Source organism: Arhodomonas sp. AD133, assembly GCF_051195215.1.
Classification (GTDB): Bacteria; Pseudomonadota; Gammaproteobacteria; order Nitrococcales; family Nitrococcaceae; genus Arhodomonas.
Genome location: NZ_JBNAZM010000055.1, coordinates 1 through 17,780, shown reverse-complemented (window position 1 = coordinate 17,780; position 17,780 = coordinate 1). Strand labels below are relative to the sequence as shown.

Here is a 17,780-nt window from a genome sequence, read left to right as displayed (position 1 = left end):
ACCCAAATCATGGTAGAGCAATTAGCGTGTTCCGCAATTTTTCGAATGCCAGCGGTCGCGCCTCACTCGCACCGCATACGGACAGGTCGATTTACCAGACCATCACAGAGGTATTGATCTGTCAGAACGTCCAGGAAACGCTGAACAATTCAGTGTTTCCTGGACGCGGTTCGGGGAAGGCGCTCCCGTCGGCGTGGGTCACGTCAAGAGAGCGCAACAGCCGCCACCGAGGCGATCTTGCGCTCCCACCGGACCGGCATGCGCGTCGACGGAGACACGTTGAGAAAGGGATTGGCGGAGGAGGAGGGATTCGAACCCCCGGGCCCTTTCGGGCCAACGGTTTTCAAGACCGATTACGCCCTTTGTCGAATCAACGGATTATATTGTATCTATATGATTTACCACACATTTAGTTAAGCTTGATCAATCCTGATTAACCCATGCTCTCCAGCCTCACTGTCCCAAATTGTCCCCGGGGACAGCGGGGCCAGACTGGCTCCTACATCTCACCCAGGCGGGGGATAGGCCCGCGCCGCATTGGCTCTCTTGACGGCCCAGCCGTCCCAGAAGGCACCTTAATCTGATCCGATACCGTATGACCGCCTCCACCCCATGGAGCGGACCTGTCGCGTGTAACCGACTGATACATATGCAATACTCGCTCTTTCGCGTCAGGGACAGAAGCAGCATTTGGGGGCGTTGCAAAACAATGGGTTACAAACGAGTTTTACCAACGGTCGTCGCGCTGATGGTGACGACCCGGCCACCGCCGCCGAGTACCACGAGCCCTACTATGCAGATCGGTGGTGTGCGCGGATGGGCGGCGAGAGCATCACCCTTCCCTCTGGGCACGAACCGGACTGCTCGCTGTCAAGTCGCGTGGTCGAGGCGGACTGGGGTCACAAGTACCGCGAGGGTATCGGCCAGGCGCTCGACTATGGCGAGCAAACCGGCACGGCACCTGGGCTTTTGCTGCTTATCGACGATGCGGAGGATCGCGAAGGTATCGAGCGGGCTGAGGCCATCATCGAGCGGTACGGCCTGCCGATTGAGACTTGGGAGCTTGAAGTAGACTAGTCTGGTTGCACGCTGTCCGGGAAGCACACGTAAAGACGGCGGGAGCTGCCACCGCTCTTATAGTCCGTGGTCACCGCTACCCGGTCCCCTATCAGAGTAACCCGCTCGATCGACGCGACATTCGGCGCCGACCTTGCATCTTTGACGTAGCGCTCGGCCAATGTGCGCATGTCTTGGATACACGTGGCATATCCGTCCGTCGGATAGGCAGCTTCCGGCACCCAGCTTCTTTCGTACCGAGTATCGCCAACGCCTATCAGCTCGTACTGCACCCAGAGCACCCAAGCTACGACGAACCATATGCATGAACGGTGGCACATAGCGGTCAGCTACCCCCACGCTTAGCGACACCTTCTGCGAGTGTGTACGAAAAGAGCGCTACGGCCAGTCGGCGATAGCATGCGGTTGAGACATTGGAAATTACTCCCAACCACAGATCTTCAAACCCTTTTCTATGAACCGACGTGACGCCCCTAACTCGTAAGTGCCCCAATCGGGATGTCGCGCCATCCGGGTACGGGCATCGGGGAATCCACCGACGCCCATAGCAGCGCCATTCAGCCCATACTAGGTACGTCCCAGCTTAATGACCACGAGTGGCCGGCGTGTACCGTCAAACCTTTTCACATTGCAATCCAGCTTTGCGCTTGAATAATTGGGGAATGGCCATTCGTCACCGTATTCACTCTTCTCCAGACGTACGTGCGCCTCAGTCGAACCCTCATCGTCGCCGCTACCACAGGCCACGAAAAATAACGTGGCCACTACAGCGACAATTGCGACGGGTCGGAGCAAGAAGCAACCATGGGTGCTCGTATCGCCAGGACCCATGTGTTCCCCATTGCGCATATCCCCCCCCCAACGCCCCGCAGCGCAACTGCCCATACGCGTTCACTTCGCTCACTCTCTAACGCTTGCACAGAAAGCCCGCTCGGTCGACCGCAAGTTACTACCTTTCATCGCCGTAACAGGAAATTACTGATGCACACGCGCGATGTCGGACCAACTACTCCGCCACTGGCTCAATCAGGTCAGGCCCGCGCGCATCCCTGTCAGCGACCCGGCCAGTCACCCGCCACCAGACCAGCTCGTCGGATAGGAGGCGCCGGCTCACTGCCCGGAGGTCGGCAAGCTCGGCACACCCCTCCTCCATCCAGCCCCACCAACAGCTGCGGTCGAGGACCACTGGCATACGCCCTACGAGCTCCGCGAGGACACCGCGTTACGGCTCGGTGAGAATACCGACGATCGACCGCAACCCCGGCCCCGTCATCCGCCACAGCGCACCGAGCATCAGCACATCGCCGTCGCGGCGGCTCACGTAATACGGCTGGCCCTCAACCCACACGTACCAGCCGTTTGCGACGACCAGGGCGCGACGCCCCGCCATCCGGTCGCCAGCGTGTAGGAATGCCTCGCGGTTACCTGGGGCCAACACGGACTCGGCGGGGATGGTGGGCGCGCCGCGCCAGTCCCACCAGGCGGGTTCATACTGCACCGGCTCACCACCATTCCCGGCCGACCGGTTGTCGCGGAAAACTGTAATCTGCCAGTTGGGACCCAGGTTGTACTGCGGAACCTGGCCGGGCAGGTTGTCACCGCAGCCGAAGTGACGAGCAGCCACGTTGCTGCGATGGCTGATCAGTGTGATTCGGTGGAGCATGCCCCGAGTGTACTAAGACGTCGAATAACGCCTGATGCGGTGGGACGTATGGACTTGCTCGAACATTACATTATTGGCGCTGCGCTATGTTTGTGGAAGATGTCTTGAAGGGATGGGTCGAAAAGATGTCCATGAACTATCTCACGAACAGGTATCGAGATCGTAAACTGATCCGCCGTCTTCTCGTCAGGTGACTTGGTGATCTCGTCAAGAACGGTGTCGTAGGGCGTATTAAGCACTAATCGTAAATCACCTTCCTGACGGTATCCGCTTATTAGTGGGGTTATATGAATATCACCGTCGTTTTGAGAATAAAAGGAACTTGAAATATAGGCGGGATAGCCGACATACACCTTGCGATCAGAGAGCGTAACCAATAGTGGGATCCCGTACTCCCATGACTGAAATTGCAGGTTCGCCAGGGCGGGAGCTGGCTCGGCTGTATACATTGCGTGCGTCTTCAGGGTTCTGTCGGTTACGCCGAGTATCGTCCGAATCAATAGATGCAGTAGAGCAGGAAGAGCTAGCGCCACCACTAAACCGAAAACAAAAAGAGACACAAGCCCGCTGTGAACGAAAGGTGTGGCTTGAATTGCTGACACCTGGATCACGCTTGCTTTTCGCAGTGTCTCTGTTACAAATATTGATATATGCCCCCCCTATATCCCAAAAGGGCATTATTAGAAGGGCACCCGATAAAGGTATAACACTAAACGCTGCAGTGAAGAGAAAAGTGTGATACCCATGGGTTAGTCGCAGGCGATAGCGTAGCCAAAAGAGCCTTGAGCAGAAGGTGTACCCGACGATTACCGAACCGACAATGACAAGTGCCGCGCTAAAGTGCACCGTCAACCAGCCTCGTCATGGGGGTGGGAGAAGGCTGAACTCGTTGCCGCCTGCCCGATCAATCACGCCCTGTGCAGGATTCGCTACTTTCCTGCTCATCTGTCCGCTTATGAATAGCTTCAGCTCTGCGCTGAACAGCATCGCTAGCGCGTAGCGCCTCAGTATCGGCCCAGAGCGTGTCCCCTTCCGCATGGGGCCTTACTTGGAACTCCTGTACTTCCGCCAGTGAGGGCCACGCCCACTTCGTCAAACGCTCACGCCAAGTCATGTTCATCCTCCCTAGCACTCCCCGCATTCTCAAGCCGCGCGCAATCATTGCTCCGCTAGTGAATAACGAAATGGCTTGATCCGCCCTGCGCGCGCCATCCTTTCGGATTGATTGTGGTGCGAGGTCTGTGCCAGCTGTACGCACAGTCAGTATTGGGTCCGTTGGTCGGGAAAGCAAGGGCCGCCCCCAGCGAGGGATGACCCGTGATTGGCTGTGCGGTGCACTCACACCACGCCGCGATACTCGTGTCCGCCCTTTCCGGGATGGCCACCATGCGTCATAAGAAACAGGCCGGCGTCGCGCGAGTCACACGTCGAACGTGCATTACCCCTCCCCGTCCGTCGGCGGATACACGGGCTCCGCGATGTGGTCGTCAGGGCTATCGATCCGACCCTCATTGACCACCCGATCCCCGCCAATCATGTCCCCGCCCACGGTGTCGCCACGCACCGGTCCGGCATAGTCACCACCGATCTGATCGCCACCGGCCACGTCCCCGCCGATCCGGTCGCCCCCGATGGTGTCCCCGTTGTGAACGCGCGTTGGGCCCTGGGCGTCACTCACGGCGTTCACGGCTTCCACGCCCAGCGCAGTCACGCCGTACCAGGGGCCGAGGGAGGTGGCGGCGCCGAGCAGGCCGTCGCTGATGGCGATGGCGGCGTCCCAGCCGTTGGTCTCGGTGGGCATGCGGATCTGGCGGTCGCGGGGGTCGGTGTAGGCGACGGCGCAGCCGCGGGGGCAGTCGATTTCGAGTGTGGGGCGGCTGGCGATTTCGGTCTGGGCGTCGAGGTAGGCGGCGCGTTCGGTCTCGCTCAGGGTGCTGCAGGCGCTCAGGCTGAGCGCGGCGGCGGTGAGGAGGGGGAGTGTGGTGGTCGGTCGCATGGTGTGTCCTCCTGGTGGTCAGACGGTGACTTCGTAGACGGTGAGGTTGGGCGCCGGGCCGAGGATTCGGCCGCCCTGGACATACGCGCGCTCGCCCACGGCCACGTCGGTACCGGTGGCGCGCAAATGGCCGCCGGCGGGGAGCGCCAGGGTGCTCGTGCCGTCGGCGTGGTGGGCGGTGACTTTGCCGCTCACCAGGCGTTCGGTGGGGATGAGGTGCTGAAACGCGCGGTAGAGGTTCATGCCGCTGCCTCCTCTTCGTGGCGTTCGGCTTCGAGGGTCTGGCGCACGGTCATGCCGGTGTCGGCGAGGCGTGCCTCGATGGCGGTGCTGCGCACCAGGCCGCGCCAGGTGGGCGGGTGGTCGCTGTTGGTGACTTCCAGCAACGCGCCGGGGGTGATGAGCCCGCCGGTGTTTGGTGACAGGGGCAGCGCCAGGCGCTCGCGGGCCTGCCAGCCGGTGGCCGAGAGCTCGGCGAGGCCACGGGCACGGCCGGCGGCGACGTCGGTGATGAGCGCCTCGATGACCTCGGGCAGCGCGATGTTGCCGGCGGTGCCCTCGCGGGTGACGCCGACGCTCACGCCCTGGTGCTTGCCGCTGACGTAGACGCGGTTCGCCGCCTGCTTGGGCTGCGGCTGGGTGCCCAGCGACACCAGCACGTCCGCCGGCAGCGAGACGTCCGGGGTGAGCGTGTCCCATTCCCAGTGCGCCGCCGGGTAGCGCGGCCGCGCGTGCAGGGTCTGCGCCGCCGGGTCGGCCTGGATGATGCCGCCGACAGCCTCGGCGAGGGTGGTGATGGCGGCCATGGGGGTGCGGTCGGCGTAGCTCCACACGCCGGCGGGCACGAGCCAGTCGACGAGCTGCCAGTCGAGAGTCCAACCGGTGGGCAGCTCCTGCTCGGCGAGCTGCACGGCAGTGCGCTCAGCGGTCTCGGTGTACGCTCGCGGCAGCGCGTACGGCGCGGCGAGATAGGCGGCGAGCGAGCGGGCCCGAAGCCTGACGTTGCGGCGACCGAACTCGCGGTCGTGGGTCCAGTCGTCGATCACCCCGCGCCAGGCGTGGCCGTTGATCCGCGCTTCCACGTCGATGGGCGCGCCGCCGGCCTCGTGGATGAGCTGCACCGCGTCGGCGCCGGCAAGCGTCGCCGAGAGCTCCCAGGCCCAGGAGTCGACGTCGATGGCAGCGGACAGGCCGGTGGTCGGGATTGTTGCGCCGTCACTGAGGCGCACGAGCTCGGCGGTGTTCAGCACGACGTAGACCCTCCTGCGTGGCACGACGATGCCGCCACCCGGTGGCGGGCACGGGTGGTCGGCGAAGATGAGACCCCACGGCGCCGATGGCATGGGGCACCGAAACAGCAAATCGGTATCCGGCACATGCGGATCCGGGCCGGGCGGGTCCGGGGGATCCGGCGGCATGGACTCGCCGGGGAGCGGATAGCCAGCGCGTTCCCAGCGGCCATGCCAACGCGGGGCGGCGTAGATGCCCGGGCCGAACGGGGCGGCGAACACGGCGATGCCGAAGGGCGCCGCGGGCTGCCAGGCGGCCGTGCGGCGGATGCCGGCACGGCCGGGGTACGCCCAGGTGCCACCGGCTTGGGTGCTCGCCCGGCGCCCGCGTTGCCACCGGCCGTGGTGGTCGAGGGCCAAGCGCGGCGGGTAAGCGTAGCCGCTGCCGCGGTGGGTGGCGACGGCGGCCGCGCGCTCCCAGGCGGTGGCGGGCTCACGGCGCTCGCGGGGCAGTGCGCGGTACGGGGCGGCCAGGGCGGTGTCGAGCGGTGCAGCCGGCTGCCAGCGGTCGCCGGGTTCGGCGCGACGCTCCGGAGCGTCGGCCCACGGCGCCCCGGCTTCATGGCGCTCTTGATCCGTGGCCTCCCACGGCGCTTGGGTGGCAACCGAGACACCGCGCAGGACGTCGTTGTCATAGCGGGCCTTGAAGCGAGCGCGAGGTGGCGCAAGGCGTGCCCGCAGCCGCGCCGTGTAGTACCGGGCAACGCGAATCCGTGTCCGGGGCGGCGGCAGCACGGCGCGTAGGCGCACGTCCCGCGGGCCTTCCACCGGACCGCCGGGCTCGCCACCGAGCACCAGGTCGACGTGCCCCTGCCAGGGCGTGAGCGGCTCGCGGAATAGCAGATCGACCACATCGCCCCCTACTCCAGGAGCTCGCCGGAGAGCACCTTCACCACGCCGCCGGTGTAGAGCTGGGTATCGGAGAGCTCGATGGCCGCACCGCTACCCTCGGGGCCGGCGTCCAGGTCGACGGCCCAGGTGCCGGCGGCGTCGACGATGCGCCCCCAGGTGGCGGTGCCATCGGCCACGGCCTGGGTCTCGGCGACGTCGGCGAGCGTGAGCACGGCCGCCGTCACGCTGCCCACCGGGTGCGGCAGGGTGAAGATGGCGAGCGCGGTGGCACTGGTCGCCGCCCCCGGATCCGGCTGAGCACCGCCGTAGAGGGTGAGCGTCGCCCCCGCGCCGGCGGCGTCGATGGCGTCGGCGATCGCCTGCAACCGGGCATCACGGATGGGTTCGGCCAGCGCCACGCTCATGCGATCACCTCGGGGGTGACGTTGTCGGCGACGACGGCGTTGTGCTCGCCGGTGTAGTCGTGGGCGAGCACGGTGAACCGCCGGTGCTCGTCGACGCCCTTGAATTCGTAGGCGCCGGTGGTCGCATCGCTCCAGGTCTCGGCGACGAGGATGGCGGTGCGGCGTTCGAGCAGGCGCACGCGGCGGTGGACGGGCACTTCGGTGCCATCGCTCTGTTTCACCTTCACGGTGCCGGTGATACGGCCGCGCCCGCCCCAGTAGCGGTCACCGGCGTTGGTCACACGGGCACTGCGACGCCAGGCCCGGGGCGGGCCGGACAGTGCCCCGGTGAGTGGCTGCCAGATGCGACGATGGATGCCACCGACCTTGCGCGCGAGCGTGTGGGCGCTCATCGCCACGGCCCTACCAGGTCGACGAGCAACTCGCCCGCGTCACTGCTGTTGCGGGACCTTCCGCACTGGAGCGCGAGGTACAGCACCGGCTCCCCGTTGACGTGTTCGAGCACCTGCCGGTGCGGCAACGGGGCGGTCTGGAGCAATTGCGCCATCCCCGGCCACTCGCCGCGCAGCGTGTCGGCGTCGGGCTCCTTCACCAGCACGGGCGCGTGAAGATACAGGCCATTGTCCGCCGGATTGGGGTACGGGAGGCCTCCATGGCCCAGATGGTTGCTTAGGCTGGAGCCCATACCCCGCCACTGCACCACGCCCGGCGCCTGGGTGTGGGAGCGAGCGAGATAGTGCCCGTTGTTTTGACCTAGCTGGCCAAAGTGGGACGTGCAGTAATTGGCGCTGGTGTTCTCGTCTCCCAGCACGAGCCCCGCATGATAGGCATCCCCGGGACGATAGCTCACCAGATCACCGAACATGTAGGCGCTTCGGCGGTGGGGGTTATCCGGGTCGTTGCCCGGGTCGGTCACCAGGTGGCAAGCGCTCCCGTCCGCCACGAGCTCCCAGGCGATGCCGCCGGCGGTGGGCGTGGGTGAGGCGTCCTTGCGGATGATGCGATAACGCGTCGTTGCCGACGGGAAGGCGCCGTCATAGGTGTCGATATCGGTCATCGCTTCGGCACCGCACACCATGACGTCGGCGGCGTTGCTATCCCAATCCGGGTCCGTGTTGCTGTCGTCGAAGCGGAAGAGGATGCCCGTGGCTTCCGGGGCGGTGGAACGGAACGCGGCGATCGTGCCCTGGCCGTCATCGTGGGCGATCTCCCAGCCGCCCACCGGCGCGGCGCGGGCTTCGAGGGTGCCGCTGGTCGTGGCCGGTGACGCCGCCGGCGCGGCGGCGGGCGTGTAGCGGAACGTGGTGCTGTCGATCCAACTGACACGATGCTCGCCGTTGTATTCGGCCTGGTCGGCGCCGGCGATCTTCACCACCTGGTGTTTCACGAAGCCGTGGCCATTGCCAACCGTGCCCGTGACCTCGCCGCTGCCGCTGTCGTAGGTGAGCGAGTCCAGGGCCTGCAAGTTAAAGCCGTCGATGAAGCAGGCTTTGAGCAGCGCGATGAGCGAGCCCGCGTTCGCGTCGAGCGTCGGGGCGCCGGCCATGTCACTATCAAACCATTTGACGGGGTAAGTCACGTCGATACCTCGTTTAGTCCGCGTTGACGTTGCCCAAGAGGGCGAGCCTGAAATCATCCCGCGCGCCCGATAGATCGCCCTGCAGGACGGTGCGCACGAGCCAGGTGCCGAACTCGGTGCCCAGCGTGTTGAAGCGCAGGACGTTGCCCGTGCTCCACCCCGAACCCCACCCGAGCGCGCGCAGGCGGAAATACGGCTGACCGTTGTTCGGGTTCGTTGGGGCTGTGTCGGAATTGACGTCGCCGATGGCGATCTCGCCGACGGTCTCGCCGATGACCCGGAAGCTCGTGGAGCTCGTGAACACCAGCGCCCAGCGCTCGGTCACTGCGCCGCGATTGGTGACCTCGATGGGATAGGTGGTGTCGTTGTAGGCAGCGCCGCCGACCTCGTCGCCGATGAGGCTGTCCGACCACTCCCCAGTCCATGTCATCTGATCGAACAGGTTCGTGTAGCGCGCCTGGCGGTCACCGCCGAGGATCACCGACGAGCAGTAGCTCTCGTCCGCCGGGAACGCGTGGGATAGCGGCCGGGTGACGGTGATGCGGCCGTTGATCTCGACATCGCCCACCATGCGCAGGTCCTCGATGCGGTGGAGGAAGGTGAAGGGGGCCGAATAGGCACTAAGATCCAGCGGATCGGCCAGGGTCGCGGTGCCGGCGTTGAGGTCCAGCGTGTAGAGCGCCGGGTCGAGCTCGGCGCCGGTGGCGTCCTCGATCCAGGCGCGGGCGAGGCGCACGCGGGCGGCATCGAGGGTCTGCCCCGGTGAGAGGTTCGCGTAGTCGTCGCGCTGGGTGTGGTGGACCATGACCAGGTCGCCGCGGCGGACGATGGGCACGCGCCCGTCCGGCGGCAGGCGCACGGGGTCAAGCCCGAGCTGGTCGGCGTCCAGCGGGATGGAGACGAGCACGACCACGTTGTAGGTCACCGACGAGGGCAGCACGGGCTCGGGGCGGAAGATCTGGCCGTTGCCGTCGACGTCCGCCGGGTCGTACCACCACTGGCTTTTCTCTTCGGCGGTCAGGCTCGCGTCGTCGACGAGCTCGCCGAAGCGCAGGCGGGTGACGCCGGTCTCGTAGTCGATGTGCCCGTCTATGCGATCGCCGGCGATGGTGCCGTTGCTGTCGGCGGTGGCCGTCAGCAGCTCGCCGAGCATGGTGGTGGCGCGGCAGTTGAAGCCGGTGGGCTTCACCGGGGCGCCGGGGGTGCGGAACTGCGCCTGCCACAGCCACCAGTCGCCGTAGGTTGAGACCATACTGTCGATCTGCACGCGCGGGTCGGCCTGGCCCTGGATGTCGTGGTGTTCGAGGGTCGCGGTGCGGGTGGCGTAGTCGATGCTGCCGGCGACGGTGCCGTCGTCCAGGTAGAGCACGCCCTGGCCCGAGCGGTCCGAGAAGGCCTGGTTGCCGATGCGAAAGCGCACGGTGCCGGGGACGATGACGTCCTGCACCGCGGGGAGGAAGCGCACGGTGAAAGGCGGCACGTCCACGGTCTCGACGGTGGACACCGGCGTGACGCCCTCGGGCTGGGAGGTGATCCACGCGGGGCCGCTGACGGCGGTCTCGATGGTGGCCTGCTGCCAGCGTTCTTCGCGGTAGACCCACAGGGTGCGCTCGCCATAGCGGGGGATCACCACCTCGCCGGTCTGGTAGTCGATGCTGCCGCCCGACACGTTCGAGAAACCGCCGGCGCCGTCGTCGACGAGGACCACCCTGGACGGGCTGCCACGGCCGGACAGTCTGGCCTGGGTGGCGGTGGATCGATCCGCCGCCGTGCGCCCGTAGTAGTCCACGCCAACGATCACTGTGCCCGGTTCCCGGGCGCCACCACTTAGCTGATAGGTGACGGTATCGCCGCTGGCGTCGCCGGCGAGCTCCTCGCGCTCGCGGGTGCGCTGGGCATAGCTGAACTCGAGCTGGCTGTTGGCCGCCGGCAGCGCGTTGAAATGGAGCTCGACCTCGCCGGTCTCGTAGGTGATCTGCCCGGTGGCGTCGCCGGTGACGACGCCGTCGCTGTCCGAGGTGGCGGTGCGCGTGGTGCCGTCGGTGTCGGTCCAGGTGAGCGTCAGCGCCTGGGCGGCGTCCACGGCCTGGGGCAGTTCCAGGGTCACCGCCAGCGGCTCATAGGCGGCGCTGCCGGCGCGGTCGTTGTAGTGGATGGTGGTGGCCCAGGCGAAGAGGATGGAGGTGCCCACGTCCGGGAGCTCGCGCAGGGTCACGGTGACGGTGCCGGTCTGGTAGTCGACGGTGCCGGCGACGTAGCCGGTGAGGTTGCCGCTGCCGTCGTCCTGGCCCGAGTACCACTTGCCCAGCGCGCGGTAGCTCACGGTGAGCGCACCGGGGGCCGGGATGGGCTGGAGGTTGGGCACGAAGCTGTAGCCGCGGTTGGCGAGTGTAATCTCGATCTCGTGGGTGTGGGCGACCTGGGGGATCTCGAAGGTCTCGCCGCCACTGGTCACCCGGGCGACGCTGCTGCCGCCGGCCTGCACGTCGGCCACCGGGGTCTCGCTCTGGGTGGTGGGGACGATGGGGCGATAGATGCTCTCCAGCACGAGCTCCAGGTCGCCCACGGCGCCGGCCTGGTTGAGCGCGACGGTGCCCTTGTAGCTCGCCGCGTCGGTGACCTGGGTCTCGCGCACCACGGTGTCGCCGTGGGGGAAGGTGCGAGTGGGATCCGCCGCGGGGAAGTCGTGGCGCAGCGCGTTCTCCAACCCCAGGGCGATGACGCGGGCCTCGAAGTCGACGATGTTGTTGCCGATGAGCTGGGTGAACGTGCGTTGCTCGGTCTCCACACTCGCCACGCGCACGTACTGCTCGGTGCCGTAGCTCGGCAGCGCGTCGTTCTCGATGGCGAGCGCGTACACCTCGCCGATCTCGGGCACGCGCTCGGTGGGGCGCTGGTAGCAGTTGATCACCCGCTGGCCGCGGAGCTGGTCGCCGAGTAACCGGAGCTGGCTGGCCGGGCCCTTGGTGACGTAGGACTCGATGCGGTTGCGGGCGTCGGCGCGGGCATCCGCCGCCGTGGCGGCCTGGAACGCCACGACACTGACGATCGGGTCCTCGGGCGGCTCGATGAGCGCGAGCCGCGCGCCGAAGAGCATGGCCGTATCGTCGGTGCGCACCGCTGGATAGACCAGCCGCAGCGCCACCCGGCCATAGGCGGTATCCACGTCGGAGACGTCGGGGAAAATGTTGTTGCTCGCCCCGTCGACGATCTCGGTGCCGGTGATGCGGCCGCCGCCGTCGGGATTGTCGGTCATGCGCTCCGACGCGAATATCTTGATGTCTTCCGTTCGGATCGGCATCAGGCCTCCTGCAGGCGGATCTCGAGGTCGTACGGGGAATCGGGGGTGTAGACGTCGGGGGCGTCGTCCCAGAGCGGGCGGGCCTGCACGGCCGGCGCCCCGCTCTCCTGACGCCAGAGGACGCTGAACGACCGCCCGCCCGGCAGGGTGAGTGTCATGGGCTCGGACGCCGGGTCGGCCTCCAGAGCCCAGAGCTGTTCCACGAGCGAGCGCGGCACCCACAGGCCGACGAGCGTGATGGGCCGACCGGTCTGGCGTTGCCAGACGTCGACGATGGTCGCGCCGGTGAGGGTGGGGGTGGTCTCGCGCAGCGTCGGCGTCCAGGCGGGCTCATCGGGCCAGTGGACGTTGTCGGGGAGCGTGATGCCGGCCAACTGCATCACTGAGTCCTCATGCCGGCGCGCTCGAGCTCGTCGATCAGGTTGCGAACCTGGTCACCGCGGCCTTCGAGCTCGACCTGTTTGCCGCTGGGTAGCGTGAGCTGGAGCTCGTGGCGCTCTGTCGGGCGCTCGCGGTCGGGCCGGCGACCGCCACGCTGCTCGTCGCGGCGGCGTTGCTGGTCTTCCTGGCGGCGCTTTTTCTCCTGCTCCAGGCGCTGTTTGGCCTCCTGCACCCGGATCTTCTCCAGCTCTTCGAGCTCCTTGAGCGCCTGCCGCAGATCTTTCACCGCTTCGGTGTCGTCGCGCTCCTTGGCTGCATCCAGTTGGTCGCGGATGCGGCTGCGCCGTGCCTCGATGCGCCGCTTCGCGAGCTCGACGTATTCGCCCCGGGCCGACAGCAGATCGGACTGGACGCTCTGCAGGGTCTTGTCGGCCTGGGCACGGAGCTCGCGCAGCTCCTGCTGGGCCTGACGGATGGACTGAGCGAGCTGGTTCATGCGTTGGCGGCCGAGCAGATAGACGCTCTTGGCCGCCTCCTCAGCGTTCACGTTGAGCAGATCGACATCGCGGTTACCCGCCCGAAGCCGCTCGTTCCAGCGCTGCAACGCCATCTCGGCGCCGAGCACCTTCCGCTTCATCTGCAAGTAGGCGCGTTCCTGTTTCTGCACCCAGCGTGTGACGCCGGTAATCGCCCATTGGGATTTCGATGCGCTCTGCGCGAGGTAGAGGTTGATCTCCTGGATGCGGTCGCGGACGTTCTCGTACTCGCGGCTGAGGTTCCGGGCGCCCTTGCCGCCCTGGTTCCGCAGTTCCTTGAGCTTCTGCTGCCAGCGGTTGCCGGCGGCATACAGACTCGCCAGAGCGCCCGCCACGCCCCGCAGCGACTCCATGTGGTCACTGGACGCAGCATCCGCATTGCGGATGCGCTGGGTGGTCTCCTCGACCTCGTCACCGAGCTGCTTCTGCTTCTCGCGGACCTGCTCCAGCGCATCGTTGTATTGCTCAGCGCTGATGCGCCCGGCTTCCCAGGATTCCTTCAGCGACTGCTCGAGGGCATCGAGCTCCTTGATGGTGTCCGCCGACGCGAGGGCCGTCTCAAAATCGCCCATCGAGTCGATGGTTTCGCCGGCGCTCTGGCGGATCTCGTCCAAACGCTCGTCGAGGCCAGCCATGCCCTTGTCGAGCTGCTCGGCGTTGATCCGCCCCTCGAGGAACATCTGGCGAAGCTGCGCCTTGAGGTCGGCGATGGCCGCGCGCGTGTTGGCGCCGGAGATGGCATCGGTGATGCGCCCGAACTCGCGGGTGAACGCGTCGGCGCCGTCCTTGCCGAGGTTCTGCAGCTTCTCGTCCAGGCGCTGGCTGATGCGCTCGAAGTGCGCTTGCGTGACGGCGCCTGACTCGCGGAGCTCCGCCAGCTCCTCCTGCATCGCCTTCGCGGCGCTGTGGGTCCGGATCTTGTCCAGCGCGCCGACGAAGGCGGCGGAAAGTTGGGCACTGGTGGCGTCGCCTTGTTTGGCCACGGCTCGGAAGTTCTCGACCGCTTCCTTGCCGGCCGTCGTCATGCCGGATTTGAAGCGCTCGACGTCGGCGCCTAGCTCGTCCATCACCTTTCTGAGGACGGCGCCGCTGCCCTCGGCTTCCTTGCCCAGGTTGTTAAGGCGCTCCCGGGACTGATCGAGCAGCGCGTTGAGCTGTCGCTGGCTGATCGTGCCCGCTTCCGCGGCCTTTCGGAGCGACTCCTGCGTCGAGAGTAACTCCGCTTCGGTCTTCGCATCCCGGATCGAGGCGGCGAAGTCGAGGTACGCCTGGTTCACCTCCTTGACCGGGCGCTTCATGTTCTCCCAGCGGGATTGGGCGTCGTCGGCGATCTGCTTCCACTTCGCGGCGGTGGCGCGTGCCCGTTCCAGGCCTTCGTTGACCTTGTCGCCGAAGCCCTTCGCCTTTTCACCCGCCAGCCCGAAGCCTTCGCCTATGTCCTTGAGCGCCTCCAGAGACTCTTTCCTGGCCATATCCCAGGCGCGAGAGAAGTCCTGCGCGGCTCGCTCCGCCTTCGCAACGGCCTCATCACTCGCCAGCCCAAGCTTGTTCCGCGCTTTCTGCCGCAGCGCTTCCAGCTTGGCGATGCCGGTCTGCGCGGCCAGCGCCGTCGCGACAATGCTTTTGGCAACCCAGTTGAACGTTCCGCCGACGATCTTGCCGAATTGCCCTAGGAACTCGATGAATTCCCTGGAGCCGTCCAGCGCCCCATCCAGCTTTTCCATGGCGCCGGAGACTTTGTCGACCGCGCCCTGAACGCCACCAATCTCGCGGATGAATGCCTTGGTCTTCTCAACCGCCGTCTGGAAGACCTCGCGCAGGGTCCGGCCAAGGTTGGTGATGGTCCCGTCCTCAGTGACCCTGCGGAAGGTCTCCGCCAGCGAGCGCACTTCCTGCTTCAGCGGCTCCATGAGCGGATCGACGAGTGTCCGGCGCAGCGAGTCCCACGCGGACGACAACCCGGCCAGTGCGCCGCGAAGGTTGTCGGTGGCCTCCTCGGCCATGCCCTCGGCCGCGCCCTCGGCGTCATCGAGCGACTTCACGTACTCCGCGATGCCCTCGCGGCCCTGCTCCAGCAGGGTGCGCACGGCCGGCCCGGCCTCCTTGCCGAAGGCCAGAATTGCCTTCTGCGCCTTGGGTCCCGCCTGCTCAAGGCCGCCGATCACCTCGGTGAGATCGTTGGTGTCGATGCCGAGCTTGCGCAGTTCCTGGCGCGCCTTGCTCGCCGGGTCCTGGATCTGGGAGAGAATGTTGCGCAAGGCCGTGCCGGCACGTTCGCCGCGGATGCCGGCGCTGGCCAGCGCGTCCAGCACGCCCACCGTCTCCTCGGCGGACATGCCCATCTGTGAGGCCTGGACGCCGGCATAAGAGAGCGCACGGCCGAGCGACTGCACGTCTGTATTGGCCAACCTGGCGCCTTGGGCCAGCACGTCCGCAAACCGCCCGGCTTCCTGGACGCCCTGCCCCATGGCGCCGAGCGAGTCGGTGACAATACCGGCCGCCTCGTTGAGCTCCAGTCCCGCCGCCTGCGCGAGCTGGAGCACCGAGGGAAGCGTTTCCACCGACTCGGCGGCCGACAATCCGGCACGTCCGAGAATCTCCAGGCCCTGCGCCGCCTCCGTGGCGGTGAACTTGGTGGTGGAGCCCATCTCCTCGGCGACGGCACGGAGCTGGTCCATCTCGTCTCCGGTGGCACCGGTGACAGCGCCGATGCGGTCGAGTTGCTGCTCGAAGTCGGCGGCACTGGAGACGGCACCCCGGAAGAAGTTGGCGACGGCCTGAGCGCCGAAGTAGGCGGCAATCGCACCGCCCACTTGGGTGACGCGGTTGTTCAGTCGGCCCAGGCCATCATTGAGCTTGCGCACGACCTTGGACGCCCTGTCGCGGGCGCCGATCACCATGTTGACGGCAAAATTTCGGTCAGCCACTGCTTGCTCCAGGCATTAAAAAACCCCGCCGGAGCGGGGTTATTGAGGGGATGAAAATCGCTTGCGCGCCTTGCGGGCTCTACGCGGCCTTCCACATCAGCGACAGCTCAAGGGACAGGCGGTGCAATCCCTTGGGCGTGATGCGTACCTGCTCGTTCACACGCTCGCCGCCGTCCGGCATGTCGACGGTCGTCACCTTGTGGACAAGCAGGCCCTGCTGCACACGTTGCTGGTAGCCGAGCCAACTGCGCCCGCCCTGGCGCCGATAGATCCAGCGCTTGCGCTGGAGGTAGTCGAACAGGTCTTTGGGGCGTACCTGTAGATGCTTCGCGGCATCCGTGATGCACATGGAACCCTCGGCGGCGGCGATCCGGTCGTGCGCTTCCACTTTGGGCGCCTGCTCCTGCACGGTCTGCTCCAGGGCCATGACCCGTTCGGTGTACGTCAGTAATGTCTTCCGCAACGTCTCCGGGTCGTTCAGTGCTTCCACCGGGTCGCGTTGGCCATAGCCACCGGTCTTGCGGATCTGGGGCAATACCTCGCCCACCACCCATTCCTCGAAGCGCTCCGCGCTCGGGAGCTTCGAGCGCATGATCAAGCGGTAGACGTCGCGCTCGGGGATGATCTTCACCGCCTGCTCACCGCCGGCGGAAGGGAGTCGCGTTTCGCGACCCCCTTTGCAGTGCTTGGAGATTGCGTCCCGGACATTGCTGTACCCAAGGGTCTGCGCGACGTCCCGAGCAACAAACCACGGCTCGCCGTCGTCGCCCTGGACGACGCGCACCTTCGCCCGTTCGAACTCGAAGGGGATAACCGTGTTAGCCATCGCTCACCTCCCGCCCCCAAACCACCGAGCCCCCGTCACCGAACAGGGGGTCCCTCAGGATTTCCGGGTTCTCCTCGCCCTGGAGCACACGGAGTCGTTGGACCAGCCCGTTGAGGTCACGCTTGATCCGGTGCACAGCCTCCTGGTCCACGAGCGCTTTGTGGGTCACGTCGGTGACGGATTTCAACTGCCCATCCTCGATGGTGAGCATGAACCGGGAGGTCGAGACCTGGTGCCCGGCCATCGCCGCGAAGATGGCGGCCATCGGCTCGGGCTGGTGGCCCGGCGTACCGTAGGCGCCCGTCTTACGGATCGCGGGCAGTACTTCATTGGTAACCCACTTCTTGAAGCGTTTCGCCTCGGGCTTGCGGCTGCGCAGGACCAGCGAGTAGAGGCCGGACTCGTTGATCAGAATGGGCTTGCGCCCCGAACCCGAATACTGTTCGTGTTCGCACTTCTCGTCTTCATCGAGATTCAGCAATGCCTTATTGGTGTCACGCAGTGCAAGCGAAGCGCAGACGTCCATAGCAAAGAACCACGGCTGATCACCGATCAGCAGCGTCCGCACCTCTGTGCTCTCAAAGGAGAACGGGACGACCCGGCCGCTGCCGACCGCTCGACAATCAGCGGAACCTGTTGCAGACTTATTCATGCTGTGAAGCTCCTCTGACGAGGGGTGTTTGAAGGCCTCGGGTGTTGCCGCACTCGGGGCCTTTTTCGTTTGGGCGGTAGTCATGCGGCCTCCTTGTCGCAATCCATCCTCCGGCTCTCATCCAGGCGGCGCGCCACCTCCGACGACATACTGCGGTAGTTCTTCTCCGCCTGCTCCGAAAGCCAATCCTTAAGGTCCTTTGGCAGACGCACCTTGATCTCCCAAGTTCCACAGCCACAGCGATAAGTTATTGATCCGCTGGTAGGCGGCTTGGATTTTTGGCACAACTTACGCTAT

General features: G+C 65.9%; 15 protein-coding genes. 1 reads left to right on the top strand and 14 read right to left on the bottom strand.

Annotated features, from left to right (window positions below):
- Nucleotides 1-816: 816 nt before the first annotated feature.
- Nucleotides 817-1,077, top strand: a complete 261-nt coding sequence (locus ACPEES_RS20035; RefSeq protein ID WP_435105583.1) for a hypothetical protein — start codon at nt 817-819, stop codon at nt 1,075-1,077.
- A gap of 1,222 nt (nt 1,078-2,299) precedes the next feature.
- On the opposite strand, the gene ACPEES_RS20030 is transcribed toward ACPEES_RS20035, so the two are convergent.
- From ACPEES_RS20030 to ACPEES_RS19965, 14 genes are all read right to left on the bottom strand, one after another.
- Nucleotides 2,300-2,740: an SOS response-associated peptidase family protein gene (locus ACPEES_RS20030; protein WP_435105581.1), complete on the bottom strand. Its 441-nt coding sequence runs from the start codon at nt 2,738-2,740 to the stop codon at nt 2,300-2,302.
- Between the two features lie 65 nt (nt 2,741-2,805).
- On the bottom strand, nt 2,806-3,351 hold the full coding sequence (locus ACPEES_RS20025; protein ID WP_435105579.1) for a hypothetical protein: 546 nt from the start codon (nt 3,349-3,351) through the stop codon (nt 2,806-2,808).
- 827 nt (nt 3,352-4,178) lie between these two features.
- Complete coding sequence (locus ACPEES_RS20020; RefSeq protein ID WP_435105577.1) at nt 4,179-4,736, bottom strand: hypothetical protein; 558 nt, start codon at nt 4,734-4,736, stop codon at nt 4,179-4,181.
- Between the two features lie 18 nt (nt 4,737-4,754).
- Nucleotides 4,755-4,979 carry a hypothetical protein gene (locus ACPEES_RS20015; RefSeq protein ID WP_435105575.1) on the bottom strand — a complete coding sequence of 75 codons (225 nt, stop codon included), beginning with the start codon at nt 4,977-4,979 and terminating at the stop codon, nt 4,755-4,757.
- The gene (locus tag ACPEES_RS20010; RefSeq protein WP_435105573.1) at nt 4,976-6,877 is read right to left on the bottom strand and encodes a hypothetical protein; all 1,902 of its coding nucleotides are present in this window, start codon (nt 6,875-6,877) and stop codon (nt 4,976-4,978) included. The genes ACPEES_RS20015 and ACPEES_RS20010 overlap by 4 nt, the downstream gene beginning before the upstream one ends.
- An 8-nt stretch (nt 6,878-6,885) precedes the next feature.
- A complete protein-coding gene (locus ACPEES_RS20005; protein ID WP_435105571.1) occupies nt 6,886-7,281 on the bottom strand; it encodes a hypothetical protein in 396 nt (131 codons plus the stop codon).
- Entirely contained in the window at nt 7,278-7,673 is a 396-nt protein-coding gene (locus ACPEES_RS20000; protein ID WP_435105569.1) for a hypothetical protein, read from the bottom strand. The genes ACPEES_RS20005 and ACPEES_RS20000 overlap by 4 nt, the downstream gene beginning before the upstream one ends.
- The gene (locus tag ACPEES_RS19995) at nt 7,670-8,860 is read right to left on the bottom strand and encodes a hypothetical protein (RefSeq protein WP_435105566.1); all 1,191 of its coding nucleotides are present in this window, start codon (nt 8,858-8,860) and stop codon (nt 7,670-7,672) included. Before ACPEES_RS19995 ends, ACPEES_RS20000 begins: the two co-directional genes overlap by 4 nt.
- Before the next feature lie 13 nt (nt 8,861-8,873).
- Nucleotides 8,874-12,161 carry a hypothetical protein gene (locus ACPEES_RS19990; protein ID WP_435105563.1) on the bottom strand — a complete coding sequence of 1,096 codons (3,288 nt, stop codon included), beginning with the start codon at nt 12,159-12,161 and terminating at the stop codon, nt 8,874-8,876.
- Nucleotides 12,161-12,541, bottom strand: a complete 381-nt coding sequence (locus tag ACPEES_RS19985) for a hypothetical protein (protein WP_435105561.1) — start codon at nt 12,539-12,541, stop codon at nt 12,161-12,163. The genes ACPEES_RS19990 and ACPEES_RS19985 overlap by 1 nt, the downstream gene beginning before the upstream one ends.
- Nucleotides 12,541-16,005 (bottom strand): phage tail tape measure protein, encoded by a 3,465-nt coding sequence (locus ACPEES_RS19980; protein WP_435105558.1) that lies wholly within the window; start codon nt 16,003-16,005, stop codon nt 12,541-12,543. The genes ACPEES_RS19985 and ACPEES_RS19980 overlap by 1 nt, the downstream gene beginning before the upstream one ends.
- A gap of 79 nt (nt 16,006-16,084) precedes the next feature.
- On the bottom strand, nt 16,085-16,831 hold the full coding sequence (locus tag ACPEES_RS19975) for a phage antirepressor KilAC domain-containing protein (protein WP_435105557.1): 747 nt from the start codon (nt 16,829-16,831) through the stop codon (nt 16,085-16,087).
- On the bottom strand, nt 16,824-17,567 hold the full coding sequence (locus tag ACPEES_RS19970) for a BRO-N domain-containing protein (protein ID WP_435105555.1): 744 nt from the start codon (nt 17,565-17,567) through the stop codon (nt 16,824-16,826). The genes ACPEES_RS19975 and ACPEES_RS19970 overlap by 8 nt, the downstream gene beginning before the upstream one ends.
- Entirely contained in the window at nt 17,564-17,695 is a 132-nt protein-coding gene (locus ACPEES_RS19965) for an Arc family DNA-binding protein (protein WP_435105553.1), read from the bottom strand. Before ACPEES_RS19965 ends, ACPEES_RS19970 begins: the two co-directional genes overlap by 4 nt.
- Between the last annotated feature and the right edge of the window lie 85 nt (nt 17,696-17,780).